General features: G+C 50.7%; 26 protein-coding genes, 1 tRNA gene and 1 pseudogene. 12 read left to right on the top strand and 16 right to left on the bottom strand.

All coding sequences use genetic code 11. From position 1 onward, the window contains the following. Positions 1 to 80: 80 nt before the first annotated feature. The 9 genes and pseudogenes from HRU10_09600 to HRU10_09560 all read right to left on the bottom strand — a co-directional run bounded on the left by HRU10_09600 (position 81) and on the right by HRU10_09560 (position 5,312). Positions 81 to 992: pseudogene (locus tag HRU10_09600) on the bottom strand (5'-nucleotidase). A gap of 48 nt (positions 993 to 1,040) precedes the next feature. Then, positions 1,041 to 1,427 (bottom strand): hypothetical protein, encoded by a 387-nt coding sequence (locus tag HRU10_09595; GenBank protein ID NRA27489.1) that lies wholly within the window; start codon positions 1,425 to 1,427, stop codon positions 1,041 to 1,043. 196 nt (positions 1,428 to 1,623) lie between these two features. Then, positions 1,624 to 1,926: a hypothetical protein gene (locus HRU10_09590; GenBank protein NRA27488.1), complete on the bottom strand. Its 303-nt coding sequence runs from the start codon at positions 1,924 to 1,926 to the stop codon at positions 1,624 to 1,626. A gap of 100 nt (positions 1,927 to 2,026) precedes the next feature. Then, the gene (locus HRU10_09585) at positions 2,027 to 2,338 is read right to left on the bottom strand and encodes a tyrosine-type recombinase/integrase (protein ID NRA27487.1); all 312 of its coding nucleotides are present in this window, start codon (positions 2,336 to 2,338) and stop codon (positions 2,027 to 2,029) included. Between the two features lie 26 nt (positions 2,339 to 2,364). Then, complete coding sequence (locus HRU10_09580) at positions 2,365 to 2,574, bottom strand: tyrosine-type recombinase/integrase (protein NRA27486.1); 210 nt, start codon at positions 2,572 to 2,574, stop codon at positions 2,365 to 2,367. Further along, the gene (locus HRU10_09575; protein ID NRA27485.1) at positions 2,549 to 2,725 is read right to left on the bottom strand and encodes a hypothetical protein; all 177 of its coding nucleotides are present in this window, start codon (positions 2,723 to 2,725) and stop codon (positions 2,549 to 2,551) included. The genes HRU10_09580 and HRU10_09575 overlap by 26 nt, the downstream gene beginning before the upstream one ends. Before the next feature lie 490 nt (positions 2,726 to 3,215). Further along, positions 3,216 to 3,290 (bottom strand) — tRNA-Met (locus HRU10_09570). Positions 3,291 to 3,420: 130 nt separating this feature from the next. After that, entirely contained in the window at positions 3,421 to 4,317 is an 897-nt protein-coding gene (locus HRU10_09565) for a LysR family transcriptional regulator (protein ID NRA27484.1), read from the bottom strand. Between the two features lie 68 nt (positions 4,318 to 4,385). Further along, entirely contained in the window at positions 4,386 to 5,312 is a 927-nt protein-coding gene (locus HRU10_09560) for a LysR family transcriptional regulator (protein NRA27483.1), read from the bottom strand. Positions 5,313 to 5,541: 229 nt separating this feature from the next. Here HRU10_09560 and HRU10_09555 point away from each other — a divergent pair, with 229 nt between their 5' ends. The 6 genes from HRU10_09555 (at position 5,542) to HRU10_09530 (ending at position 12,102) form a co-directional block, all read left to right on the top strand. Continuing rightward, positions 5,542 to 6,153 carry a pirin family protein gene (locus tag HRU10_09555; protein NRA27482.1) on the top strand — a complete coding sequence of 204 codons (612 nt, stop codon included), beginning with the start codon at positions 5,542 to 5,544 and terminating at the stop codon, positions 6,151 to 6,153. Between the two features lie 32 nt (positions 6,154 to 6,185). Further along, on the top strand, positions 6,186 to 7,976 hold the full coding sequence (locus tag HRU10_09550) for an amidohydrolase (protein ID NRA27481.1): 1,791 nt from the start codon (positions 6,186 to 6,188) through the stop codon (positions 7,974 to 7,976). A 50-nt stretch (positions 7,977 to 8,026) separates the two neighbouring features. Continuing rightward, complete coding sequence (locus HRU10_09545) at positions 8,027 to 8,728, top strand: hydrolase (protein ID NRA27480.1); 702 nt, start codon at positions 8,027 to 8,029, stop codon at positions 8,726 to 8,728. A gap of 165 nt (positions 8,729 to 8,893) precedes the next feature. Next, positions 8,894 to 10,603, top strand: a complete 1,710-nt coding sequence (locus HRU10_09540; GenBank protein NRA27479.1) for an amidohydrolase — start codon at positions 8,894 to 8,896, stop codon at positions 10,601 to 10,603. A 145-nt stretch (positions 10,604 to 10,748) separates the two neighbouring features. Continuing rightward, positions 10,749 to 10,988 carry an MFS transporter gene (locus HRU10_09535; GenBank protein ID NRA27478.1) on the top strand — a complete coding sequence of 80 codons (240 nt, stop codon included), beginning with the start codon at positions 10,749 to 10,751 and terminating at the stop codon, positions 10,986 to 10,988. After that, complete coding sequence (locus HRU10_09530; GenBank protein ID NRA27477.1) at positions 10,876 to 12,102, top strand: MFS transporter; 1,227 nt, start codon at positions 10,876 to 10,878, stop codon at positions 12,100 to 12,102. The genes HRU10_09535 and HRU10_09530 overlap by 113 nt, the downstream gene beginning before the upstream one ends. 96 nt (positions 12,103 to 12,198) lie before the next feature. On the opposite strand, the gene HRU10_09525 is transcribed toward HRU10_09530, so the two are convergent. The 7 genes from HRU10_09525 to HRU10_09495 all read right to left on the bottom strand — a co-directional run bounded on the left by HRU10_09525 (position 12,199) and on the right by HRU10_09495 (position 20,319). Continuing rightward, positions 12,199 to 12,579, bottom strand: a complete 381-nt coding sequence (locus HRU10_09525; protein ID NRA27476.1) for a response regulator — start codon at positions 12,577 to 12,579, stop codon at positions 12,199 to 12,201. Beyond that, positions 12,576 to 13,442, bottom strand: coding sequence for a protein-glutamate O-methyltransferase CheR (locus tag HRU10_09520; protein NRA27475.1), 867 nt, complete (start codon positions 13,440 to 13,442; stop codon positions 12,576 to 12,578). The genes HRU10_09525 and HRU10_09520 overlap by 4 nt, the downstream gene beginning before the upstream one ends. Next, positions 13,442 to 14,578: a chemotaxis-specific protein-glutamate methyltransferase CheB gene (cheB, locus tag HRU10_09515; protein NRA27474.1), complete on the bottom strand. Its 1,137-nt coding sequence runs from the start codon at positions 14,576 to 14,578 to the stop codon at positions 13,442 to 13,444. Before cheB ends, HRU10_09520 begins: the two co-directional genes overlap by 1 nt. Before the next feature lie 6 nt (positions 14,579 to 14,584). Beyond that, positions 14,585 to 17,722, bottom strand: a complete 3,138-nt coding sequence (locus HRU10_09510) for a chemotaxis protein CheW (protein NRA27473.1) — start codon at positions 17,720 to 17,722, stop codon at positions 14,585 to 14,587. Positions 17,723 to 17,790: 68 nt separating this feature from the next. Then, positions 17,791 to 18,099, bottom strand: a complete 309-nt coding sequence (locus tag HRU10_09505; protein ID NRA27472.1) for an STAS domain-containing protein — start codon at positions 18,097 to 18,099, stop codon at positions 17,791 to 17,793. Between the two features lie 23 nt (positions 18,100 to 18,122). Continuing rightward, the gene (locus tag HRU10_09500; protein NRA27471.1) at positions 18,123 to 18,611 is read right to left on the bottom strand and encodes a chemotaxis protein CheW; all 489 of its coding nucleotides are present in this window, start codon (positions 18,609 to 18,611) and stop codon (positions 18,123 to 18,125) included. An 82-nt stretch (positions 18,612 to 18,693) separates the two neighbouring features. Further along, positions 18,694 to 20,319, bottom strand: a complete 1,626-nt coding sequence (locus HRU10_09495) for a response regulator (GenBank protein ID NRA27470.1) — start codon at positions 20,317 to 20,319, stop codon at positions 18,694 to 18,696. Positions 20,320 to 20,512: 193 nt separating this feature from the next. Between HRU10_09495 and HRU10_09490 the strand changes: the two genes are divergently transcribed. The 6 genes from HRU10_09490 to HRU10_09465 all read left to right on the top strand — a co-directional run. Beyond that, positions 20,513 to 20,782, top strand: coding sequence for a twin-arginine translocase TatA/TatE family subunit (locus HRU10_09490; GenBank protein NRA27469.1), 270 nt, complete (start codon positions 20,513 to 20,515; stop codon positions 20,780 to 20,782). Between the two features lie 63 nt (positions 20,783 to 20,845). Next, on the top strand, positions 20,846 to 21,988 hold the full coding sequence (gene alr / locus HRU10_09485; GenBank protein NRA27468.1) for an alanine racemase: 1,143 nt from the start codon (positions 20,846 to 20,848) through the stop codon (positions 21,986 to 21,988). Positions 21,989 to 22,030: 42 nt separating this feature from the next. After that, the gene (locus HRU10_09480; protein NRA27467.1) at positions 22,031 to 22,261 is read left to right on the top strand and encodes a hypothetical protein; all 231 of its coding nucleotides are present in this window, start codon (positions 22,031 to 22,033) and stop codon (positions 22,259 to 22,261) included. Positions 22,262 to 22,286: 25 nt separating this feature from the next. Continuing rightward, the gene (locus HRU10_09475) at positions 22,287 to 22,985 is read left to right on the top strand and encodes a PDZ domain-containing protein (protein NRA27466.1); all 699 of its coding nucleotides are present in this window, start codon (positions 22,287 to 22,289) and stop codon (positions 22,983 to 22,985) included. A gap of 383 nt (positions 22,986 to 23,368) precedes the next feature. Beyond that, on the top strand, positions 23,369 to 23,608 hold the full coding sequence (locus tag HRU10_09470) for a hypothetical protein (protein ID NRA27465.1): 240 nt from the start codon (positions 23,369 to 23,371) through the stop codon (positions 23,606 to 23,608). Continuing rightward, on the top strand, positions 23,605 to 23,928 hold a 324-nt coding region (locus HRU10_09465), incomplete at its 3' end, for a hypothetical protein (protein NRA27464.1). The genes HRU10_09470 and HRU10_09465, both read left to right, overlap by 4 nt.

Here is a 23,928-nt window from a genome sequence, read left to right as displayed (position 1 = left end):
ATTTTCCTTGTAGCGACCTGAAAGATAACAGCTTGAGCGCCCATTTCACTCGTGACAGGCAGAATAGCCAGCTTGCTATGTCATTGGTTTGCAATCCCGAATGGTATATGGACAAGGGGTGTATCTAGGATATTTGGATCAAGGTGACCCTTTTGGTCATCAAAGAAAATGTGAGGTTTCAAAACTTCTAAGACGCGCCGCTTTTCAACACCTCCCAAAAGAAACATTTCGTCAACACTTACATCCCAGGATTTGAAGGTGTTAATAGCTCGCTCATGTGATGGTGTATTTCTAGCCGTGACGATCGACGTCTTAAGGATACGCTTATATTTTCTATCTTCCTCAGCTTTTGGAAGAAAGAAAATTTCATAAAAAAATCAGCTAGCAGTCCCGCTCCTAAAGGCCGCTGAACATTCTTAACTTCATGCTGGTGAAAAATCTCTAGCGGCTCACTCTCTTTAAATACCTTTTCTGATTCGTCATCCGCCAAAACTCCATCAAAGTCAAAAGCCACTATAAATTCTAAATCTTTTTCGTCATCTTCTACTGACGTGGGTATCAAATAACCTGCTGGAAATTTTTGCTTTATTGCATCTTCTACGTCTTTCTCTTTGGTTGAAAGAAACAATGAAATATTAAATGACGGGATATATCGATAAGGGGGGATTTCCCGATGTAAATGCGGCCCTAGTAATATCAAGTTTATAATGCTCTATAGAATTGAATGCGCGAATTCCAGTGTCTGCACTATTACGAGACAATATAACAACTTCAACAGGCATTTGTTCATCATATACCTTATTGACGTTAAGAAATCTGCGAATAAACGGAAATGCTGGGCCTTTCTCTAAAGCAACATCCTTATAACTTTCTTGATACCGGCAGTAAGCTTCAACTCCTTCTCGCTCATAAACTTGATGTTCAACCTCGAGATTAAATAATGCAGACGTAGAAACTCCAACGACTAACTTTTTATCGATAGGATATGGCATTACTAGAAGAATATTTCAGCGATCATAATCAGTATCGCATATCTAAAATCATTGGGTCTCCTCGCCTTCAATATCTAAATCAAGCCAACGGTTATCGCCCACCCTTGGAAAAACCCTCTCTACCTTCATATATAAGCTATCCCAATCGCTAGAAACTTTCATCAAAGTGATAATAGCATATAAATGTTGAGACAACGCGGGGTTACCAATATCATCTGACAACCACTGATGATGTCTATGGTTTCTAATACCTTTATCATCTGAGGGATTTCTAGCCTCTAATTCCTCAACTAATCCAGGAGCCAATCGCTTATATATCAAATCTTTCGTATAATGGCCTACTACACTTGGAGGATTAACGCCTCTCCCTTGCCAAGGCCACCCTTTAAGCCTATACATTTCAATATAGAACTCGTCGGGAAATTTTTCGCCCATGCAGCTAGTTCTTTCCTAAGATATTTCTCGAGGATTACTTGGAGAGCATCACTAGAACGAACAGCTTGATAACCTGTCGCTTCATCAATCAGCGCAACAATACCAACTTTTGCTATAGAAAGTAACACATTTTCAGCTGCTCTAGCATAAGTTCTTCCGGGTTCACCATCAAAGATGCCCGTCTGTCGGGCTTTGATCAGGACATTACAATATCAACAAGAAGTTCACCCTCATACCCATATATTGGTATATTCCTTTCATCAGTAAAAAGGATTGGATTGGATAGTTTTTGCGAAACCTCTTTACCTCCAATTGCGGGATGATCAAGGAATGTAGCAACTTCTCTTTGAAGCTTTAAACCTCGACTACGAAGTTCTACTATCTCAAAAAAAGAACTCTGAGAGATTAACCTTCTCTCATCCTCCAACACGTAACAAGGGGTAATCCATCCTCCGATAGTTAGAGTGCCATGCGATTTAGAAGTAGGCGGTTTTTTCATAACTTTACGTCTGATAGTCTAATCTGCCACAGGCTTTGTCACTGAAATTCTTTCAAGGATCTCAAATAAATCCCCGTCTATCAGACTATCTTAGACAACCTTACCGCTCACTCGGGTGGCACTCTCCATGCACTTGCTTGAGCTGGGTAATATCCAGTTTCGCATAAATCTGGGTAGACTTGGGGTCGGAGTGACCTAGGAGTTCTTGGATATAGCGGCTTTCGGCTCCGTTTTGCAACATGTGGGTAGCGCAGGCGTGGCGGAATTGATGACAGGCTCCATCGCGTGTGATTCCAGCCTTTTTCATGTATTTCTTGACGGTCTCGGTAAGAAAATCTGCCACTAACGGGTCGCCATAGTAGCTAAGAAAGAATGCTTGTTGATCGGCGGTTTGTAGGAGCGACGGGCGCACTTTTTCGTTGTAGGTTTTGAGCCAGCTTAGGGCCTACTGCCTATTGGAATAAGTCTGTCTTTGTTTCCTTTGGCCTGGCGCACGAGCAAGATCCCTTGGTCAAATTGAATATCACGCGTTTCCAATTTGATCACTTCAGAGCGCCGCATTCCCGTTGAATAGATCAGTTCCAGTATGGTGCGGTCACGCAGCCCGTAGAGGCTAGATGTGTCAGGCCACTTCAGATAGCATGACATACTCACATCCGGCTGCTTTTAAAGCGAATGCTTGCTCAAGGGTCTTAGCGTCCACTTCGATGCCCCCACGCAGACCCTCAGGAACTTGCTCTGAGGCTGAACTGACCAGACTAAAAAAGAAAAGGAAAGCATATCTTACGCTATCGGACATTGTGGCGCACGTTGGGTGATCGAATGAAGCAGTCAAGATATCTCTGAAAGAAAATAGCGGGATTAAGTTTTCCAGTAACCATCAGCTCTCAGCGCTTACTGCCTCATGCATTCGGCGAGAAACTGCGTGAAGGGGATAATGTCGTTTTACATGCTGTCGGTTTTGACTGCTCTTGCGGCTGTTAGGTCATTTTGCTTTTTAACCCTTAGGTTATTGTGCAGTCGATACACCCCTCGAAATCCAATCGTTAATTCACAATCGTCAGAACTGGCGCTTTCGGATGGCCTGGAATTGTCGACCAAGCCTTTAAAACAGGCTTTATATCTTCAGGTGTGCAGCATGCTTCTGCAAGAAGGCCTGTAGGCGGTCGCCAAACGGTTGCCAAAAATATGTCATTTGAGAGCATTTTGCGTCCGCTAATGTCATCTCGTGACACTTTATCCAAAATCCCCTAAACCGCTCAAAACCAGTACTTAAGGGGTTTTTAAAATGGTGCCAGAGGGCAGACTTGAACTGCCGACCAAAGGCTTATGAGTCCTCTGCTCTACCGCTGAGCTACTCTGGCGTTTAAACGAAGGGTGAAAAGTGAAGCCTGCTCCGTGGAGCGTCAAGGCATTTGCTCGGCATTGCCCAGATCCCGAGGGCAGCTAGCAATGCAGGCGCGGTCATTTTTTGTAAGGCGAATACCACAACAACTAAGTCCGACTCTTCAAAATACGTCGGCACTCCTGAAGGAGCGTTAGGATGGTTTTGCGCGATTCGTCGCGGCGGACCAAGGCATGGAAGTCGACCTCGATGTCCCAGGTATCCAATTGAAGAAACTTCACATGTTGCGTCGCGACACTTTCGACCTCCGTGGGCATCATAGAAAAGCCATCGCTATTGGCGATATTCGCTAAGACAGAGAGCAGGCTATCTACCCTGCGGATGCTCTTAGGCGAAATCCCCTTTTCTTTTAGAGTCTGAGTAATGAACTCGTGTCTTCCAGGAAAGTGTTTCGATTCCAGGGACACCAAAGGAAACATGCTCAATTCTTCCAGATCCATGGCCGGCTTTCGCGCGATCGGATGATGTGCTGCGACGACGAGACTCGTTGGAATCTTAGAAAGGAAAAATGCATCAAATTCCTTGTGCACCTCCGGACAAATATAACCAATCAACGCGACATCGATCTTTCCTGAACGCAGATCCTCAACCATTTGACCTGGATCCGATGGATGTGGATTTACGCGCGTATCCGGGAATGTCTGGCAAAACACGTTAAAGGCATCGCCCACGAACGCATCGTAAGACGAAGGCAAGTAGCCAACATCGATAACAGACAAACCCAGCGCGGCCACATCTCGCACCGATTTCATTCCCTCCTCCATGGCACTCAACGCCTCTTCTACACGCGGGAGTAAGGTCTCTCCTGCCGGTGTCAATTTGATGAAGTTCGACTCGCGAAAAAACAATTTGGCTTCTACCAAATGCTCCAGCTCCTTAATCGCACGACTCACCACTGGCTGGCTAACTCCCAAGCGACGCGCTGCGCGACTGAAGTTGAGCTCGTCAGCCACCGTAACGAAGTAGGTTAATTTACGAAGATCCATCCCATATCCACGCTTCAAGCATCCAGCCCAATAGAACTCCCAAAGCCTTCAAACTACATTTCCAAATGTTACGAGAGTGCCCCCACCAGTGTCTGAGGTGCCTTCATTTTAACTACGCGCCGGCACTCTTGTAGAAATGCCAAGACACTCTTTCTGCACTCGTCGCGTCGCACCATACCACAATAACTCACATCCATAACGGATTCCTCAAAGGGCACAAAAGCCACACGTTCACTATCCAAAGAGTCGTCCACCTTCGAGATGAGTGTGTAAGCATGATGCGCCGTCACCGCAGCCAGCGCGCTTTGGTTACTCGTTGCTAAGATGAAGGGTTTATAAGGCATCCCGTGATTACGGTGTATTCTCTCAAAAATGGCCTCACAACTGGGAAAGACCTTTCTGGAATAACTGATCAACGGACGATCTTCTATGTCTTCGAGACGCACCTGCTCACGCGTGGATAAGGGGTCATCTCTCGACACTACGAGCGAGAGCGGGATCTTAAACAGATCGAATAGATCAAACTCAGCCTGCAACTCCTCGGGGGAAAACAGACCGACCAGGCCCACATCAATCTGACCAGCTCTCAATGCAGAAAATTGTTCGGGATGCGTCATCTCATGAGGATATAGAGCAATGTTCGGTGATGCCTGTCTGAACGCCTCCAACGCTTCTCCCAGAAATGGATTCAACACATTCGATAGGTAACCGATCTCAAGCCGCTCATTCCTGCCCAGCGCAAACTCCCGGATGTCCTGAAAAGTCTCTTCAATCAATAACAACGCTTCGTCAACCTTGGGTAAAATCAGCTCCCCGACCTCAGTCAACGTGACCCGGTTGGTAGTGCGCGTGAAGAGATCTGCCCCGACTTCACGCTCCAACTCTTTGATTGCCCGACTCAACGAGGGCTGACCAATTCCGAGTTTCCTCGCTGCCTTGCTAAAGCTCAGCTCTTCAGCAGTTACCATAAAATACTTCAATCGGGCTACCTTCATAATGTCCGCAATGCGTTGGAGAGGAGTATAACAACATAACGTTATTTTGCTAATGCTCAAAAAGCATAAGCACATATCAAAAAAGGTATAATACAGATAGATCACCTCGGTCTATATTGTGCGATGATCTCTCACGACATCGTCATCACAAAGCGCGCTTCCGCAGATCGGGGGGGCGTCTGACCTTGGATGGTTAGACAGTAAACACACCTTCTCATTTGGAGGCTATATGGATCCAGATTATGTCGGATTCCGAAGCCTCCGCGTCATCAATCAAGATATCGTCGCCCCCGGGAAAGGCTTCGACACCCACCAACATCGATCCATGGAGATCTTCTCCTACGTCATCGATGGCCAGCTCGAAAACAAAGATAGCCTCGGCAATGGCCGCATCATAAAGACGGGTGAGTTTCAATATATGAGCGCCGGCGACGGGGTATTTCACAGTGAATTCAATCCTCAAGAAGCCCAGCCTTCTCACTTTCTTCAAATCTGGATTCAACCCCGCGAACAAGGAGGTGAACCCCGTTACAGAGATTTTGATATCGCCGAGAAACGCGTTGAAAACGGTCTCAGTCTTTTAGCCTCGCCGGATGGCAGAGACAACTCCGCTGAAATCCGTCAAGACGCAGAGATTTACTTCGGCGCAGTCCAAATCGGGCACAGGATAAACATCCCAGAGTCCAGCGCTTATCAATTCGCCTGGGTCCAAGTGATCAGCGGGACCATCGAGATTGCCCATCATAGTTTCAGCGCCGGCGATGGCGCGGAGATCGAGGGTAACACTTTCGAAATCAAAGCTCAGGACGACGCGGAGTTCATTCTCTTTCGTCTGAGCTAAACACACACACACTCACCCACCTCGTTTCGACCATGCACACACCCAACCGCCGAGATTTCCTCAAGACCGCCACCACCGCTTCAGCTGGACTCCTGTTTACCAAAGCAGCCTTCGGACAGCATAGCGATACTCCCCTTGTCGTGACTCACGCCAAGGTCCTCACTGTAGATGCCAAAAACACAATCGCAGAGGCGTTTATCGTCCAAAACGGTCGCTTCAGCTTCGTCGGCTCTACCGAGGACGCACTCGCGAGACAACCCGCGGGCGCCACCGTCATCAACGCCCGCGGTGCCACGATCATCCCTGGCCTGAACGATTCCCATACCCACGTCGTCCGCGCTGGAATGATGTATGCGATGGAATTGCGCTGGGACAATGTCACGTCCGTCGAAGAAGGCCTTCAAATGATCCGAGACCAGGCTGCGCGAACCCCAACGGATCAATGGATTCGAGTCGTGGGCGACTGGACTTATGAGCAGTTTAGAGAAAAGCGGATGCCTACACTGGAGGAGATCAATGCTGCTGCCCCCCAGCACGCCGTCCTCGTCAAATACCTCTACGCCCATGCATGGCTCAATAAAAAGGCTGTCGAGGAAATCGGCTACAATGGCCCCGATGCTCCGGTCTATCCCGGAGGATACATTGCGCGCGATCGCCATGGAAACGCTACCGGCATGCTCATGGCCGATCCCTCAGGGCTGATCCTATACCAGACGCTTGCCCGATCCCCTCAACTCTCACCAGAAGACCGCTACTTATCCAGTCGCCACTACCATCGAGAACTCAATGGTTTCGGCATCACCAGCGTGGCAGACTGTGGTGGAGGAGGCATGGTCTTTCCCACCGCCTACGACATCATCCAGCAGCTTCATGATGCCCATCATCAGACCGTCCGCGTCGGCTACTCCACATTTCCCCAAATAAAGGGGCAAGAAGACGAGGATTACCGCCGCTGGACGCAGACCTGGAAGTCAGGTCAAGGCGACGACATGCTACGCTTTGTAGGCGCGGGTGAAAACATCTGCTGGGCCGCTTATGACTACGAGATCTTCGCGATGCCCAGACCTGATATCGATCCTGACGCGGAAATCCGCCAAGAGCACATCCTGCGCACCATCCACAAAGCCGGTTGGCCATCACGCCAGCACATGACCTACAATGAGACCATCGACCGGCTCCTCCCCGTCTACGAAAAAGTGGCACATGAGCTCGGCGGCTTGGCTCCCCATTGGTGTATCGACCACGCTGAAACCATTACCGACGTAAATCTTGAAAAAATCGCACGACTCGGCGGGGGGATCGCCATTCAAAACCGTATCAGCTACCAAGCTCAGGACTTCCTCGACCAATACGGTGCCGTAGAACTCGCCCAAACGCCCCCCATCCGGAAAATGCTCGATCTAGGGATCCCGGTAGGCGGCGGCACGGATTCTACACGTGTTTCTAGCTATAACCCTTGGCTCTCTCTCGAATGGCTCATCACCGGCAAGTCGCTTGGCGGCATCCAAATGTATGGCGACGAAAACATCCTCAGCCGCATGGAAGCCCTCAAGATCTGGACCAAGGGCAGCGCTTGGTTCACCGGAGAAGAGGATAAAAAAGGCTCCATCGAAACGGGCCAACTCGCCGACTTCGCCCTCCTCGACCGCGACTACCTCAATATCCTAGACTCCGAGGTCCGACTCTGCCGCGCAGACATGACTGTCGTCGGAGGCCGTATCGTCCACGGCAAAGGCCCTTACCAAAAATACGCACCGACCCTACCAAAACTGAAACCCGGTTGGTCCCCCGTGAACACCTATGGCGGCTTCGACCGCATCTGAGCCTTCAGTTGAATTTCCCAAACAACCTAACCCAAAAAAACCAACATACCATGGACTATACAAAACTATATACAGCTGAAGACACCGCAGTCGTCTTCATCGACCACCAACCACAGATGACTTTTGGCGTGGCCAACATCGACCGAGCATCTCCGATGAACAATACAGTCATGCTCGCAAAAGTGGCCAAAGAGTTCGGCATCCCCGCCGTGCTCACAGCCGTCGAGACCGAGAGTTTCTCTGGCTACATTTGGCCCGAGCTCATGGATGTCTTTCCCGACCAACAGCCAATCGAACGCACAAGCATGAACTCATGGGACGATATTGGATTCCGCAAAGCCATCGAGGCCACGGGCAAAAAGAACATTATCATGACTGGGCTCTGGACAGAGGTTTGCACCACCTGGGCTACACTCTCGATGATCGCGGCCGGCTATAACATCTACGTCGTCGAAGACTGCTGCGGCGCAACATCTGTAGCTGCTCACGAGGCATCATTGAGCCGTATGGTGCAAGCCGGAGCTGTTCGCCTCACTACCATTGCAGCCTGCTTAGAATGGCAACGCGATTGGGCGCGCCGGGACCACTATGCCGGAATTACTAACATCATTATGCAACACGGAGGCGCCTATGGCAGCGGCATCGATTATGCCGCAACCCGTGTCAACGCATACCCACAACGCGCTCAGAACCCACACGTCGTGACGCCCTCAGAAGGGTCCGTTCCCGCAGAAGAAATCGCTTCTGTATAAAATAAATTCTACCCACCGACTTCCGAGTGGGAGCGGATTTAGATAAATCTCAAATTCCAAGCTCAGGGTGGTGGCGATCTCTGAATTCATCGAGGCCGCCTGCCCTGCGCTTTCAAACTCGCTCCACAAAACTTAGCACGCCTACGCACTGTCAGAGACTTTCCCATGACCTCCGAACCCACCGCCACCCTGATCATTAAAAACGCAAAGATCACCACCATGAATGCGCAACACCCGGAGGCAACCTGTCTAGCGGTGGCTGATGGCCAATTCATCGCCGTAGGTGCTGAGGAAGATATGGCTCCACACACGTCGCCATCGACGCAGATCATCGATGCGCAGCGCCATCGCCTCATCCCCGGTCTCAACGATTCCCATATCCACGGAATCCGCCAAGGGCTCAACTACTCCATGGAGCTCCGCTGGGATGCCCAAACCTCGCTCTCGGAGGCTCTATTCCGGCTCGCCGAACAGGCCAAACGCACCCCTCCGGGCCAATGGGTCCGCGTCGTGGGCGGCTGGAGTTTTAATCAATTTGCGGAGCAACGGCATCCGACCATCGACGAGATTAACAAAGCCACAGGGGATGTCCCAGCTTACGTACTCCACCTATATGACTATGCTATCATCAACAAAGCCGGCCTAAAACAGCTCGGTTTTGACAAAACCAGCAAAGACACCTTCCCCCGGGGCCGCATTATTCGCGACGCGCATGGAAATCCAAACGGAATGTTCATTGCCGTACCCAGCGCGGTCATTCTCTACTCGCTGCTCAACATGCTGCCTAAACTGGACGAGGACGAAGCTTATCTCTCGTCGCAGCACTTCATGAAGGAGATGAATCGTTTCGGCGTCACCAGTTTCCTCGATGCCGGTGGGGGCTTCCTCAACTACCCGGACGACTACGGGGTCATCCGAAAGCTCCATGCAGAAGGTAAGATGACCACCCGTATCGGCTTCAATCTCTTCGCACAAAAAGCAGGTAAAGAGCTAGAAGACTTCGAACGCTGGACCGAAGCCTTCTCGCCCGATGAAGGAGATGCGATGCTCAAAATAAACGGTGCCGGAGAAATGCTGCGCGCATCCGCCTACGACTTTGAGGACTTCATCCTGCCGCGCCTCGACTTCGGCCCCACCATGGAAGATGAACTGTTTGAAGTCGTCGATCTCCTAGCTAGAAAACGCTGGCCGTTTCGCTTTCACGCAACCTACGACGAGAGCGCCACGCGCATTCTTAATGTCCTGGAGATGGTGAACCGCGCATACCCACTCAACGGCTTAAACTGGATCTTCGATCATGGGGAAACACTCAAGGAGCGTAACATCGAACGGATTGCTACAATGGGCGGAGGCATATCAGTTCAGAACCGTATCGCCTTTCAGGAAGTTCAATTTCTTGACCGCTATGGATCCGAGGCCGCAAACGACGCTCCACCCCTCAAGAAGATTATGGAAATGGGTGTGCCTCTCGGCAATGGCACGGATGCCACGCGCGTTTCAAGCTACAATCCGTGGCAGTCCATCCACTGGACTGTCAGCGGTAAAGGCATGGGAGGCATGACCCTCATTGGGGAGAAAAATCGCCTCGACCGACACACGGCACTCAAGCTCTACACCGACAACGCTTGGTTCTCACGCGAGGAGGATACCAAAGGGCGCATCGAACCCGGACTCCTCGCCGACTTCACAATCCTATCCGACGACTATTTCACAATCGAAGAAGATGAAATCCGAGATCTGGAATCGGTCCTGACGGTCCTTGATGGCAAGATCGTCTACGGCACAGGCCCCTTCAAAAATCTTGCTACGGAGGACCTACCAGAGCTTTCTGAATGGACGCCCGTAAAACATTACGGTGGTTTTGTGCGCCCATAAGTTTTTATGGTTAAAGTGTGTCCCTCTGCATCCAGGGGTTACTACAAGCTTACGCTTCAGAAGCAAACGTTTTGGCAAAACGTCCCAACCATTATCTAAACCCGTGAGCACCTACTAGATATAAAAACTAAACTTCAACCCTGACATGAGCTCGTTCTCTCCGCTCAAAAACCAAGTCTTCCGCTCACTCTGGATAGCGACCGTTATTTCAAATATCGGACACTGGAGGCACGGTCGGCTATACACCCGCCTCTTTGTTAGCTTTCTCCTTCTTGCTTGGACTCGCGACAGCCATGACTGCTCCCGCCTGGCAAGCCATCGTCCCGGAATTGGTCGACAAGGCCGAGTTGCCCAACGCCATCGCGCTCAACGGTATGGGCATTAATATCGCACGTGCTATCGGTCCAGCCACTGCGGGCATTCTCGTGGCAGCCGCTGGCCCGACGCTCGTATTTGCTCTCAATGCCATTTCCTTTGTGTATATCACCTTCGCCCTCTGGCTTTGGAAACGTCCCACGACAGAAAAGCGTCTCCCTCCGGAACAGTTCTGGCCAGCTGTAGTCACCGGACTGCGCTTCATCGTTCATGCTCCGGACTTCCGAGCCGTTCTCTACCGCATCGGCTGTTTCATGATCAGCGCCAGCGCAGTGTGGGCTCTATTACCTGTTGTCGCACGGCGTGAGCTCGGACTGAGCGCGACTGAATACGGCATCCTTCTCGGGGCGCTCGGGGCGGGTGCCATCGCTCTGGCATCACAAGTCACCGCCCTCAAGAAAAAGATGAGTCCCGCCACGCTGATTACGCTTGGTGGATTTGTATTTGCTGGAGTCACCGCCGCGTTGGGGCTGATCACAAGCTTCTGGCTGTTACTGCCCATCATGTTTCTGGGAGGAGCTTCTTGGTTGAGCCTCTTGTCCACCTTCAATGTAGGAGCGCAAGCCACACTGCCACCCTGGGTGCGCGGGCGCGCGCTTTCTGTCTATTTGCTCATCTTCTTTGGCGGCATGGCTATCGGTAGTCTTATCTGGGGCGCTGTGGCAGATTTCATTGGATCCACCACGACGCTGCTGATTGCCGCTGTGCTCCAGGTCGTGGCTTGGTTCGTTACCAAAAGCCTACCGCTTAAGGACGCAGGCCAGAGTAACTTGAGCCCCTCTTTGCATTGGCCGACCCCGTCTCTGGCAATCGATGAAGCGGTCTCTGGTCCTTTAATGCTTCAAAAAACCTACATCATCGCCCCGGAACGTAGAGAAGATTTCTTGAGCAAGGCCGAAAGCTTACGATCCATCCGACTCCGCGACGGAGCTACATTCTGGGGTATCTACACCGATCCCGACAAACCCGAAAAGGTCTACGAGATTTTCCAACACGCATCGACCGCCGACCATATCCGCAGTCACGAGCGTTTCACCGAAGAAGATCGGGCTGTGGAGGACGCACTTCTGGAATATCATACCGATTCAAGCAGGCCCATAGTCCAACATCTGAAGCATATGTAACCGACAAGCTGTCCTGCCCTGTGGCAATCTGCTCTCGCGATCACCCTACAAAACATGAGTGCGCCCCAGACTGCTCATTTTTTACCCCCTGTGAGCCTACCAGGGCGCTTCGCCCTGAAGGCTCATGAGCTTACTGACTAAATCTTCCTGACTGAAGGGTTTGTTCAGGTAGTTGGCAGCACCCAATTTGATACACTCCATGACGAGGTTAGCATCACTTTCAGAGGTGAGCATCATGACAGGGATGTTCCGGTAGGCGCTGTTTTCCTTTATCTTTTCCAATACCTCTAAGCCGTTCATGCCCGGCATATTGTAATCGAGGATGATGACGCTGAGGTCCGCATAGAATTCCTCGAGAATCTCAAGGCCAGATTCACCATCTGCTGCATGGAGAAACTCCATGTCCATGGTGGCCCCGGCAGAAGCGATGATTTGATAAATGGTGTAAGAGTCGTCTATATGCAGTCCGCGTTTCATTTCATATCCTTTTGGTAAATGCATGCTGGCCCAAAGCTGGGGCGCTTTAAAATGGTTTGGTAACCTAAAAGAGATTCACTCGAGCCCAGAATGAGGAGGCCGCCGGGCTTGAGGTTACGTTCCATACGAGTTAGCAAATCCTGCCGAAACTCTTTGGAGAAATAAATGGTGACGTTGCGACACATGATCACATCAAACATACCCAAATTCCGAAAATTATCCTGTAAGTTTAGCTGAGAAAAACTTACTTTATCGCGAATTTGAGGTTTCAGGGTCGAAAAGAGACGGTCTGCATCAAAATAGCTCGCTTTGTAATCGGGGGTCAGGCCGCGACTCATCTCTAAACGTGAGTATTTACCCCGCTCGGCGGCACTCAGGACATTGGGTGAAATATCGGTCGCGACACACTCCAAACGATTTTGGAGATTACGGATAGATGGATTGCCCATGGCGAGTCGATCGAGGAGCATGCAGAACGAGAAAATCTCTTGCCCAGTCGAGCAAGCGACCGACCAGACACGGACCTTAGATTCACGTCGTTTCGCCAGATCCGCAAGGAGCTGTTCCTCTATAAACTTCCACAGACTGGCATCGCGAAACCAGAGCGTCTCATTAGTGGTGATCGCGTCGATAATCCGCGCCCTGAGCTTGGGATCATTTGAAGCCGCGACTGCGCGGTAAAAGGAATCGAACGAATCGCAACCGAGGTGAGCAATAATGGGCGCTAAACGAGTCTGGATTAAGTATTTTTTGGTATCATTAAGCGCGATACCGCACTCTCTTTCGATCCAGCCTGCGATATTCTTAAAGGTGGCGTCACTCAATGCCGATGAGGCCGTCTTCTCTATATTGATTGTTCCCATTACGCGCTCTTTTCATTTTTATAACCTGGCATAGCCCAAGCGAGGATACGCTCAGCCATGCTATCGAGAGGTACTTGTTCATTTGATAAACTGCGGTCATCGACTGCCTTAGGCATTCCATAGACCACACAGCTATCCTGGCTTTGAGTCAGGCAAATGCTCTTACCTTGTTTTAGTGCTGCCACACCGTCCGCGCCATCGTTGCCCATACCTGTAAGAATGACAGACAAGACCGAGCGACGATAGCTAGACGCTGCTACGCTCCCAAACAAGATGTCGACGGCAGGCTTACAGGAATTGACCGGAACCCCATCCGTGATCGTGCATGCGAGTACGTCATTCGAAGCCGTTGTATTCAGCTCAAGATGTTTACCCCCGGGAGCAATGTACACAGTCCCTGCCTTGAGCGTATCTCCCTCTTCCGCTTCACGCACTGTTAACGAACATTCACTATCCAACTGTCGTGCGAGCGTAGCGGTAAAACCAGCCGGCATGTGCTGGACCAGTGCAATGGGTGCAGGAAAGTCTGCGGGTATTTTGGGTAGAAGCTGTTTGAGCGCATTGGGTCCCCCGGTCGACACCCCGATCAACACTAGAGCTGGTGTTCCTACCGCAAGTGTCTGAAGAGAAGACAAACGGGGAGTCACGGACTGTTTTGGGACTGCTCTAAGCGTGGTGGGTTTCGGGCTCTCTGAGCGCTGCTTTACCGCTTGAGGTCGAGCCAAAGCAGCCGTTCTCAACAGGCGATAGAAAGCTCCAGATAACTGGTTTAGGTTCGCCTCCATATCCTTGCCACGTGGTTTCTCAATAAAATCGAGCGCTCCAAGACTCAGCGCTTCCACTGTAATATCGGAGTCGCGGCTCGATACACCGCTCACCACCACTATCTGTTGCTCAGGACGCACATTCTGGATTTCATTCAGAGTCAATAGACCATCCATTTCCGGCATGATTAGGTCGCATATCACGAGACCAAACCCACCTTTACGCACCATTTGAACAGCCTCACGCCCCGAACGCGCTACCTCGACGCGTCCGACTGAGGGGATCTGCTCAGCCGCCTTTAGAAAAATCTGCCTGTAGATGGCTGTATCATCGACGATGAGGATACTCTTATCTGATTTCCCAACATTCACAACGTATCAGCTCCCAGCGAGCGACGGCTTGTTAAACTTGTGGGCAAGCTTTTGGGTCACGAGCTGCACGATGCCCTCTTTCAAGTTTTCTTTGTCCAGTTTTACTTGGTAAGAATCGACACCCATATCCAAACCGTGCTCGCGATTATCCTTACCGGATAAGGCAGTCAAAGCGATGATCGGAATATCAGGACGACGCCCCTTGCGACGCACTTTATTCGTCAGTTCAAATCCATTCATCACAGGCATCTCGATGTCTGTAATCAGCATATCGAAGTCTTCCTCTTCGAGTTTCTCGAATGCTTCTTGGCCGTTCTTCACGATGGTCACATCGCTAGTAAATTCCTTGAGGTAGTTCCCCACGACCGCCTGGAAAAAGTGGGTGTCCTCCGCCAGAAGCAGCTTCAATTTGGACAAATCGATATTCGCCTTGGAGAAGGCACATGCGACGGGGTCGGCGCGTTCTAATAGATTGTATACATCGACAAATAGAGTCATCTCGTTGTCGATGATTGCCGTGCCTAGAGCACCTTCAGTATCGATGGTTCCCTGTTCGAGTTTAACCTGTGTGCTGATGGCATCTTCTACTTCAGCAACGAGTATACCAATGGGCTTACAGACGAGTTTAGGAATGATAACGGTGTATTCATCACACTCATCGATATGAGGCGTGATGTTGATAAAGTCTTCCAACCGAACGGTCCGCATAGACGAGTCGCGATACTTGATGAAGGTGTTATCGCCGATCTTCTCGATCTGCTCTTTCTTGACACGCTCGATGCGGGACACAAACGGCAATGCAATGGCAAAGCGCTCGTTTGGATGATTCCTAAAGGTCAAGATTTGCTGAATGGCCTCGTCGTCTACATTCTCCTCTTCCTCTGGCTCCTCATAGAGTTCTTCAGACTGCACGTTACCAATGGATGCCATCGCCTGGACATCCAGAATCATCGCCACAGACCCATCTCCCATAATGGTGGAACCTGAATAGCAGTTAGCCCCTTTCATATGGCCACTGAGCGGCTTAACGACGATCTCCTCAGAGTCGTGGATCTTCTCTACCACCAGTCCGAAATGCAGCTTTTCCACCTTCAATACCACGAGGTATCCTCGATCAGGAATATAGCTTGATGTCTCACGGAGCTTAAGTTGCTCAGAACAGTCAGTATCAAAAACCTGTTTCAAAGAAACCACCGGCAACAGGCGGCCACGTAAACGGAGCACAGGTGAGCCGTGAATATACTCGATCTGCCGGTCCTCGGTTATCTGAACGATCTCCTCCAGATTTACCTGAGGTAAAGCGTAGCGCTGGCCATCCACAGAAATAATCATGGAAGGCACGATCGCCAACGTAAGCGGGAGCGTGAGCGCAAAGCGAGTTCCCGTGCCCGGGGTGCTGTGCAGGTCAACTGAGCCGCCAAGATGTTCGATGTTTGTTTTCACCACATCCATACCGACCCCACGTCCCGATACGTCACTCACAGCTTCAGCCGTAGAGAATCCTGGCGCAAAAACAAGCATCGCTGCCTGCTGACTATGCATATCGGCTGCTTCCGCCTCGGTGATCACACCTTTCTCCACTGCTTTCGCCTTGATACGGTCGGGGTCAATCCCAGCGCCGTCATCAATGATCTCGATCATCACCTTATCACCCACATGGCTCGCCTTTAGATAGACATGCCCTGCCGGATCCTTACCGGCATCCCGGCGCTTCTCTGGAGACTCGATACCGTGGTCAGCACAGTTGCGAATCATGTGGGTCAGTGGATCTGACAGCCCTTCCAAAATGGATTTATCGAGTTCTACATCTTCGCCCGAGATCTCTAAATGGATTTCTTTATTCAGCTTCTGTGAGAGATCCCGGATGATCCGGGTAAACTTGCGAAATAACATGCCCACCGGCTGGAGCCGCGTTTGCATGACTTTCTCCTGTAGGTCAGAGGTAATATAACTGATGGTGTGCACCGCCGAATTCAACTCAGGATGCGTCGCGGCCAAAGACTCAGATAGGCGGACCAGTTGGTTACGAATGAGCACCATCTCACCGGCAAGATTCATCAAGTCGTCCAAGACATTTACCGATACACGTATCGTTTCGTCCTTTTTAATGGCCTGAGTAACGGGGACTGGTGCGCCTGCAGCAGTGTTACTCGTTTCTGCCACCGGTTGCTTTTTAGATTCATTCGCTTTTGAAGGCGTTGCATCTTCACGCGGTGCAAAAGGAGGATTAGTCACATCTTTGAGACCATCGACGTTGACGGGTTCGGCTTCGTCGACTACTTCAGCATCCTCAGCATTAGGCGTATCCTCTGCAGTGGAATGCTCGTCCGATTCTTCACCATCCTCCCGTTCAGAAGCGGGCGAGTTCTTAGTAACCGCTTCGATATATTCTTTGATCAGCTGCGAGTCGATTTGGCGCACCCGCCCCGGATCTACGTCAAAAATCTCCACTGCTAATTCAGGTGCCATGGCCGTAGAAAAAAAGAATGAAAACATGGGATCTGCCTGGGCCACATCGTCGAACCCGCCGATGCCTGAAATATCCGTGCGCGAGTCGATAAATTCCCCACAGTCTTCCACTTCCTGGAAAAAATTATACGGCTGCCGTCCACGTTCAGCGATGTCCTTAATGAGGTTGAGTGAAACAATGAAGAAATTTTGCCCGTGGCGGAGGCAATTCATGAGTAGATAAGGATCGGGAACAAACCCATCGACAGACTTAACCTCAGTTTCCTCATCAATACTATCCAAGGCCTGAGGCGTGGGATCTCCCTCAGCATCCAAAATCGCCTTCACTGCCGCAATCTCGACGGCAGTGTCCATATCGTTGCTATGGGCACTATCATCGATCATGACGCGCAATTTATCGGTACCTTTGAGTAAAGCTTCTACCATCGAAGGCGTGATCGAGAAGACATGCTCACGTACCTGTGACATCAGATTCTCCATGATATGGGCCAGCTCGGAGATACGATCCAGGCCGAAGAAACCAGATGCGCCCTTAATACTATGAACAGCGCGGAAAATTTCGTTTATCGTGCCGTCATTCGCCGGATCGTTTTCTAGCGAGAGTAAAGCAGGTTCCAAAACATCCAGATGCTCTTGGGCTTCTTGGATAAATACGTCTAACAAATCATCTTCCATGGCAGGCTATTGCTTGAGGACTAGGCAGTGGGTGAGGTCTGGACAAAACCAGGGTGAATTCCAATCGATCAGGCGGGCTGTAGGCCAAAGACCTTCGAAAGCTTAAGGATCTTAAAGAGGCGGATATTTTCCTGGCTCGCTTGCTCCACCCGGAATTCTTTCTCACTCGCTGTGCATTCGCGATAGAGGCCGATAATGAGATTTATCCCCTCGGAGTCGATGATACGAGCGCCACTCAAATCGAGGATAACCTCAGTCGCGTCACTGTATTCTTTCAGCCATTTCTTCCAGTCCTCAAGCGTCTGCGCGGCAATCGTAGATACAAGATCTTCCTCCATGCGGATGGTCAAGGTAGTTCCTAAATATTTGTTTATCATAAGTCTTTCGTGGCGTGGTTGGATTAAGCGTTGGATTCGACGTTCTGCACTGCGACCAGCTCGCGAATATCTAAGACAATTAAGAGACGATCATCGAGCTGAACGACACTGTCGAAAAACGGGCTCTCAAAGTCCGAAGACTCGCGTGGAGGAGCCTCGCAGTCATCACTATCTACAGACTGGACGTCGCCGATCCCATCGACCAGGAGCCCGATACTGTCGTCTGAAGTAAGATCATCAGCCGTGGACATATCGTTCCGTTTGCGCACTTCGCCATTGGTTTTCAAAATAATGCAATGCTCGGCGGCTTCATCGAAAGGGAGGCCCAGACGCTGTCGCACATCGATGATGGTAACAATCTGACCGCGCAGATTTATGAGACCTGCAACATAGGGTTCCACACGTTCGATTGGAGTGATCTGGACCTTTCGGTTGATTTCTTTGACATACAAGATGTCTATTCCGAAAAATTCGGTGCCTACGAAGAATGTGACAAGTTGACGACGCGCCATAATAAAATCAGTGTTGAAACAGTGTTTAGCGGTGAAATTCGGTCAGCGCATGGGCATCTGAAATCGCGAGATCATTTAGCGATCAAATAAACGCGCCTTCGTCTGAAATTCGGGACGGAAAGAAAGGGATCACGGTGGATTCGACCCTGTCCTTTAAGTCAAATTCCATACACACCCAGCTCCCTTGGCGACGCGTGCGCGTCGTATCCGGTAGATCGTGCATCATCACAAGCCCAAGATGCTTGCTCCCAGGAAGATCGCTCTCCAGGTCCTGCCGACGAGCATTGATGTCGAAGTCGTGGCCAGCTCCCGGATCGTGAATGATGATTCCCAAGGTAGTCGTGGCTTCAATAAAGTAACCTGTTACTTCGGCACTCAGATCTGCCGACTTCTGGCAGCCGTATTTCAGAGCGTTGATAATCCCTTCTCGAAAACAGAGCGTTACGTCATATTGCCGATACTCGAATTTTTGACCCAACACCAAGTTGATACTTTCAGCGAAAGACTTCTGAAGGTCATTAATACGCTCCAGATCACTGCCAGGGATATTATCGTAGAATACCAGTTGAGGTAGATCCTCCTTACTCACATCTGGTGTGAGCTGAAAACGACAAGACAAGATGTCGTCACGTGTCCTAGATAAAATGCGGTCCTCATGCTTGTCACGCTTTTCAGACTCCATTACGTAATAAGCAAGGCTCCAGGCATTGACACCGATGTCGTCAGCGTGATCGATTAGACCATCCGTCGCACTATACAGAAAAGCATCGTTTTGAGTCTGCTCCTCTGTTGCAACCGCACTCAACTCGTCAAACCAGCCCAATGCGAACGTGCCTTCTTCCCAGACACGCACCTCTCCACTCCGCTGCATCGTGAGCGGAGCTTCAAAACCGCAATTAATATACTCCACTGTGCGACCATCGTTCGAAAGGGAGAATTGGCAGAGAGAAATGGAATTACGGTTGCCCTCGGCCTCGTCATTGCTCCGATTGAGCAAACGATTAAAAGTCTGCAAACCATGGATAAAGTTGCTCGTCGAAAGACTCTGCCCCTGGATAAAACCCTGAAAATACGAAGATAGCAGGGCGGATTTTGTAGTGTGTCCTGACACATCACCCAGGAGCACACTATTCCTCTCGGCATCCTGCTTCTGACAAAGGTAAAAATCACCACCGATTGCGTGACGTGGTCGGTAATAAATACTGAGTCGCCCTTCCAACTCTGGGGGCATGGGCATGGTGATGACCCGTTCATTCCGGCCTGCCTCCTCGACTCCTGCGACCGTTTCTGCCTCCTTTCGAGTCAGCGCGGTCTTCTTACAAGCCAAACGCATCACGCGCAGCAACTCACGCAAATCGACAGGCTTGCCCAACATATCAAGAGCCCCTCGCCGATAAGAATCTCGAACGATATCTTGCTCATCTCTTGCAGTGATCACGATGCAAGAGAGAAACTCATCGCGCTGCCTCAAAGCCGCCAAGAGCTCCACACCAGTCATTTCGGGCATACTGTAGTCAGTGAGTAAACATGTGTAATACCCCATGGGATGTTCCTCAAAATATGCCAGCGCCTCCTCCGGATTTGTGAAACTATCGACCTCCATACCTGCCTTTTCTAAGGCCATCTGTGCGACTTTAAGCGACAGTCGGTCATCATCTACAAGCAGGACACGAGAAGCGCCGAGAGCACTGTGGTGCGATTCACTCATGGAGGGAAATTTCGACGAATGAGGAACCATCTGAAACCTCCGGCGTTAGTTTCTCATAACATTTCCCGTAATTTCCCATGACAGGCCCGACTCCCAAACACCCGATACGAATCAGAGTTCACGGTTTACAGCACCGCATAACCCATTTACTTACATCGCTATGATTAACGATATGCTCCTCCACTTCAGCTTCATCCAAGGATTGGGTGGTCCTGAGCTGATCATTATTTTCTTCGTCATTCTACTCCTCTTCGGAGCCAAACGCCTCCCTGAGTTGTTTCGCTCATTTGGTAAATCCATCGGCGAATTCAAAAAAGCCACCCGAGATATCGAAACAGATTTTCGCCAAGCCATGGATACCACTGAGGAGCCCGCCCCACGCACGCCGCCTGTGACTCCCAAGGCTGAACCCACCGCACCAGCCCCTAAAGCTCACCCAACCTCGCCATCCAAAGAGGGATAGGCATCATAAAATTTTTGGACCGCGGCCACCAGGATTCAATCAGGGGCCGCTTTTTTCGTGTCTATATATGCCCCACCTCTCGGACGCCGTTGCTGGGCAGAGATCGATCTCGCTGCACTAGAGCGTAATCTCCACAAAATCCGTTCTGCCCTACCCCCTGGAGTCAGCTACGTGTCGGTGGTTAAAGCAGATGCTTACGGTCATGGCTATCAGCAAACCGTAACTCGCCTCATGCAGGCCGGGGCCGACTTGTTTGCAGTCGCCAATGTTACCGAGGCGAGACAGATCGAGGAAATCGGCTCCGGCTGGCCCATCCTCATCCTCAGTCCAGTCTTACCTGACGAGCTGAGCGAAATCGCTGATCATGATTGGATGGTCACCGTTTCATCAGCTTCTGAAGTAGACCGGCTGAGTCGTCTCGCGCGCGAACGCGGTCGCCCCGTGCAAATCCACCTAAAAATCGATACAGGCATGGGACGCCTCGGTATCTGGTATGAACAAGCCGACGCACTGTATCATCACATCCAGCAAAGCCCCGGAGTTGATTTACGCGGTGTGTTCACTCATTTCAGTAGCGCCGACAGTGACTTGGATTACACGCATCTGCAACGCGAACGTATGCTGCAACTAATCAAGCGGCTCGACCTTCAGCCTAGCGACAAAATGATGCTCCATGCCGACAACAGCGCAGCCCTATCCTCATTTTTAAATCCTGGGCCCTTTAACGCAGTCCGCATCGGCCTGCTCCAATTTGGCATCGAGCCTAAAACAAGTGCCGCCATCGGTCATGTGCGCGTGGAACCTGTTTTCAGTTTCCACACCCGAGTGTCCCTGGTCAAACGACTACCGGCAGGCACACCCATCAGCTACGGAGGCACAGTGAGGCTCAAAGCCAACAGCCGTGTCGCCCTCCTCGCTGCAGGCTACGCCGACGGTATCCCATTCCCCGGAACCGGCGGCGGACACGTTCTCATCGACGGCACACACTGTCCAATCTTGGGACGCGTCACTATGGACCAAACCGTTGTAGACGTATCCCACCTGAACAACGTGAATGCGGGCGACCCCGCCGTCCTCATCGGCCACCAGCAAAAGCAAAAAATTTCACTCGAAGAATTTTCCCTGCAAGGGAACACCATCCCTTGGGAATCTCTCACCTCCATCACAAAACGCGTCGACCGCATCTACCGCACTGCGAAACTCTAATGAGAGTTGAAACATCCCTCTCAAAACACTCTCTTCCACACAATGGCCAACCAAGAAAAATTCGATAACTACAAAAAAGCAGAGTCCCAAGCTATCGACATAGCTCGGCAGATGAATGAAAGCGGACACAAAATCGAGGATATCGAAATCGCCCTAATCGCAGCGATCTTTGAATGCCACAAAGGCAAGACCCTGCCGCATACTGTAGCCAAGATCATCAACAACCACGTATCCAATATCGGTGGCTTTTATCTTGCTCAGAATAAGAAATAACGCATCTGACATCAAACACTACCCCATGAGCACAGCACGCCCAATCATTCGCCTCGTAGCAACCCTGATGATGGGCCTCACTACCCTAGCGAGCTACGCACAAAATTCGGAGCCATCTGTCGACCGACGTGGACTCCTCGGCGTTCTCCTCGATGGCCAATATTTTGGAGATGACTCCCAAGGCATTCCCGAAGGCGTGCGGATTGCAGAGATCCAGCCTGGGCTCGCCGCCGATCGCGCCAATCTCCAGATCGGCGACGTTGTCCTATCCGTCAATGGCAAAGCAGTCCGCACCGTCCGCGCCCTGCAGATCGAAATTTCCACAAAAAAACCCGGCTCCCAAGTCACCCTCACCATCTCTCGCGAAAACCAGATCTTTCAGCGGCAAGTCATCCTCGGCGACTGGTTCGATTTCCTAGTCCGCACCCCCATCTTTGGCCCCTTCCTTAGCGACGTCCGCCTCGTCCGACTCAACGACCAGATCAGGCAACAGCTTCAACTCCCCGCCGACCTAGAAGGCGCCGTCGTAGCCGAGATCGCCCAACGCTCCCTCTACCAATTCGTCTTCCAGCCCGGCGCCGTCGTCACCCGTATCAACGGCAAACCCATCCAAGAAATACGCTCCTTCGACGCCCTACCCGAAAATCCCCACCTCACCCTAGCCTTCATCGAAGACGGCACTCAAGGCAGCTTCACCCTCATCAAAGAACTGAGCGAGGAATAAGAATTCAGAGCAGCACCAGGGGGTGATTTTTAAGTCAAAAGACAAGGCCTTCATTAAACAAGCCCACACAGGCGACTGGAACGCCACGGCGCCAGAGGGTAATATTCACCATAGCTGAGCCATCTCCGCTTCACTCCGTCAACAGCGATATCGATCCCAAAAAATTCCAAAAATCATTCGCGCAAATTGGCGTTCATTCGCGGATAACCTCTTCTTCCAGCGTTAGAGGACACCCCATTTAACAGGTTCTCCCAGGTCCCATGCGGTAAACCCAATTCTCGCGACCGAGACCGATTCTTCGAGATCTAAAGCGCTACCTATGGCTCGTCATCTCAGCATCAACCAAATTGACATCTGATGCAAAAAATGACAGCATCAGATACATGCGCACGACACTCGACCTTGAGAAACCCGTCCTGGATGGCTTGAAAGCGATACAGAAGACGGAAAAACGTTCACTCAGCAAAATCGCGTCCCATCTTCTCTCCGAAGCGCTGGCGCAGCATGAAGCGAGACAACATGAAGCCAAACCACCCTCGATTACCTGGAAAAGCCAACCGATGGGCAATAAAGTGAATATCGCTGATAAAGACGCACTCTACCGCGTCCTAGATAAGGCATGAGCTATTCAATCGACGCGAACATCCTGATTTACGCCAGCAACCAAGAGGATCCACATAATACAAGAGCAATCGAGTTTCTAAAGTCTCGGGCGCGTGACCCAGACCTACTTTGCATGACCTGGCCGGCTATATTTAGCTATCTTCGCATCGTCACACATCCCTCAATCTTCAGCACGCCCCTCAACCCCGAGGCAGCTCAAGAAAACATTAAGAGTCTGATCGACTCACCGCGCTGTCACACGATCTCAGAAGAACCTGGCTTTCTCGATACCTACCTCGGCCTGACAGAACATATACACGTTCGCGGAAATCTTGTCCCT

The sequence above is a fragment of the Opitutales bacterium genome (assembly GCA_013215165.1).
In the GTDB taxonomy this organism is placed as follows: domain Bacteria; phylum Verrucomicrobiota; class Verrucomicrobiia; order Opitutales; family JABSRG01; genus JABSRG01.
The sequence above is the reverse complement of the archived record's forward strand: the minus strand, read 5'-3'. Positions and strand labels throughout refer to the sequence as shown.

What these genes read in the sequence shown, in the direction of transcription:
- HRU10_09560 (NRA27483.1), bottom strand. Translation starts at nt 5,312, where the DNA reads ATGAAGGTAGCCCGATTGAAGTATTTTATGGTAACTGCTGAAGAGCTG.
- HRU10_09480 (NRA27467.1), top strand. Translation starts at nt 22,031, where the DNA reads ATGGCCAACCAAGAAAAATTCGATAACTACAAAAAAGCAGAGTCCCAA.
- HRU10_09590 (NRA27488.1), bottom strand. Translation starts at nt 1,926, where the DNA reads ATGAAAAAACCGCCTACTTCTAAATCGCATGGCACTCTAACTATCGGA.
- HRU10_09510 (NRA27473.1), bottom strand. Translation starts at nt 17,722, where the DNA reads ATGGAAGATGATTTGTTAGACGTATTTATCCAAGAAGCCCAAGAGCAT.
- HRU10_09495 (NRA27470.1), bottom strand. Translation starts at nt 20,319, where the DNA reads ATGAGTGAATCGCACCACAGTGCTCTCGGCGCTTCTCGTGTCCTGCTT.
- HRU10_09505 (NRA27472.1), bottom strand. Translation starts at nt 18,099, where the DNA reads ATGATAAACAAATATTTAGGAACTACCTTGACCATCCGCATGGAGGAA.
- HRU10_09500 (NRA27471.1), bottom strand. Translation starts at nt 18,611, where the DNA reads ATGGCGCGTCGTCAACTTGTCACATTCTTCGTAGGCACCGAATTTTTC.
- HRU10_09540 (NRA27479.1), top strand. Translation starts at nt 8,894, where the DNA reads ATGACCTCCGAACCCACCGCCACCCTGATCATTAAAAACGCAAAGATC.
- HRU10_09470 (NRA27465.1), top strand. Translation starts at nt 23,369, where the DNA reads ATGCGCACGACACTCGACCTTGAGAAACCCGTCCTGGATGGCTTGAAA.
- HRU10_09475 (NRA27466.1), top strand. Translation starts at nt 22,287, where the DNA reads ATGAGCACAGCACGCCCAATCATTCGCCTCGTAGCAACCCTGATGATG.
- HRU10_09525 (NRA27476.1), bottom strand. Translation starts at nt 12,579, where the DNA reads ATGAAACGCGGACTGCATATAGACGACTCTTACACCATTTATCAAATC.
- HRU10_09595 (NRA27489.1), bottom strand. Translation starts at nt 1,427, where the DNA reads ATGGGCGAAAAATTTCCCGACGAGTTCTATATTGAAATGTATAGGCTT.
- HRU10_09520 (NRA27475.1), bottom strand. Translation starts at nt 13,442, where the DNA reads ATGGGAACAATCAATATAGAGAAGACGGCCTCATCGGCATTGAGTGAC.
- HRU10_09535 (NRA27478.1), top strand. Translation starts at nt 10,749, where the DNA reads ATGAGCTCGTTCTCTCCGCTCAAAAACCAAGTCTTCCGCTCACTCTGG.
- HRU10_09555 (NRA27482.1), top strand. Translation starts at nt 5,542, where the DNA reads ATGGATCCAGATTATGTCGGATTCCGAAGCCTCCGCGTCATCAATCAA.
- HRU10_09550 (NRA27481.1), top strand. Translation starts at nt 6,186, where the DNA reads ATGCACACACCCAACCGCCGAGATTTCCTCAAGACCGCCACCACCGCT.
- HRU10_09545 (NRA27480.1), top strand. Translation starts at nt 8,027, where the DNA reads ATGGACTATACAAAACTATATACAGCTGAAGACACCGCAGTCGTCTTC.
- HRU10_09580 (NRA27486.1), bottom strand. Translation starts at nt 2,574, where the DNA reads ATGTCATGCTATCTGAAGTGGCCTGACACATCTAGCCTCTACGGGCTG.
- HRU10_09565 (NRA27484.1), bottom strand. Translation starts at nt 4,317, where the DNA reads ATGGATCTTCGTAAATTAACCTACTTCGTTACGGTGGCTGACGAGCTC.
- HRU10_09575 (NRA27485.1), bottom strand. Translation starts at nt 2,725, where the DNA reads ATGTCCGATAGCGTAAGATATGCTTTCCTTTTCTTTTTTAGTCTGGTC.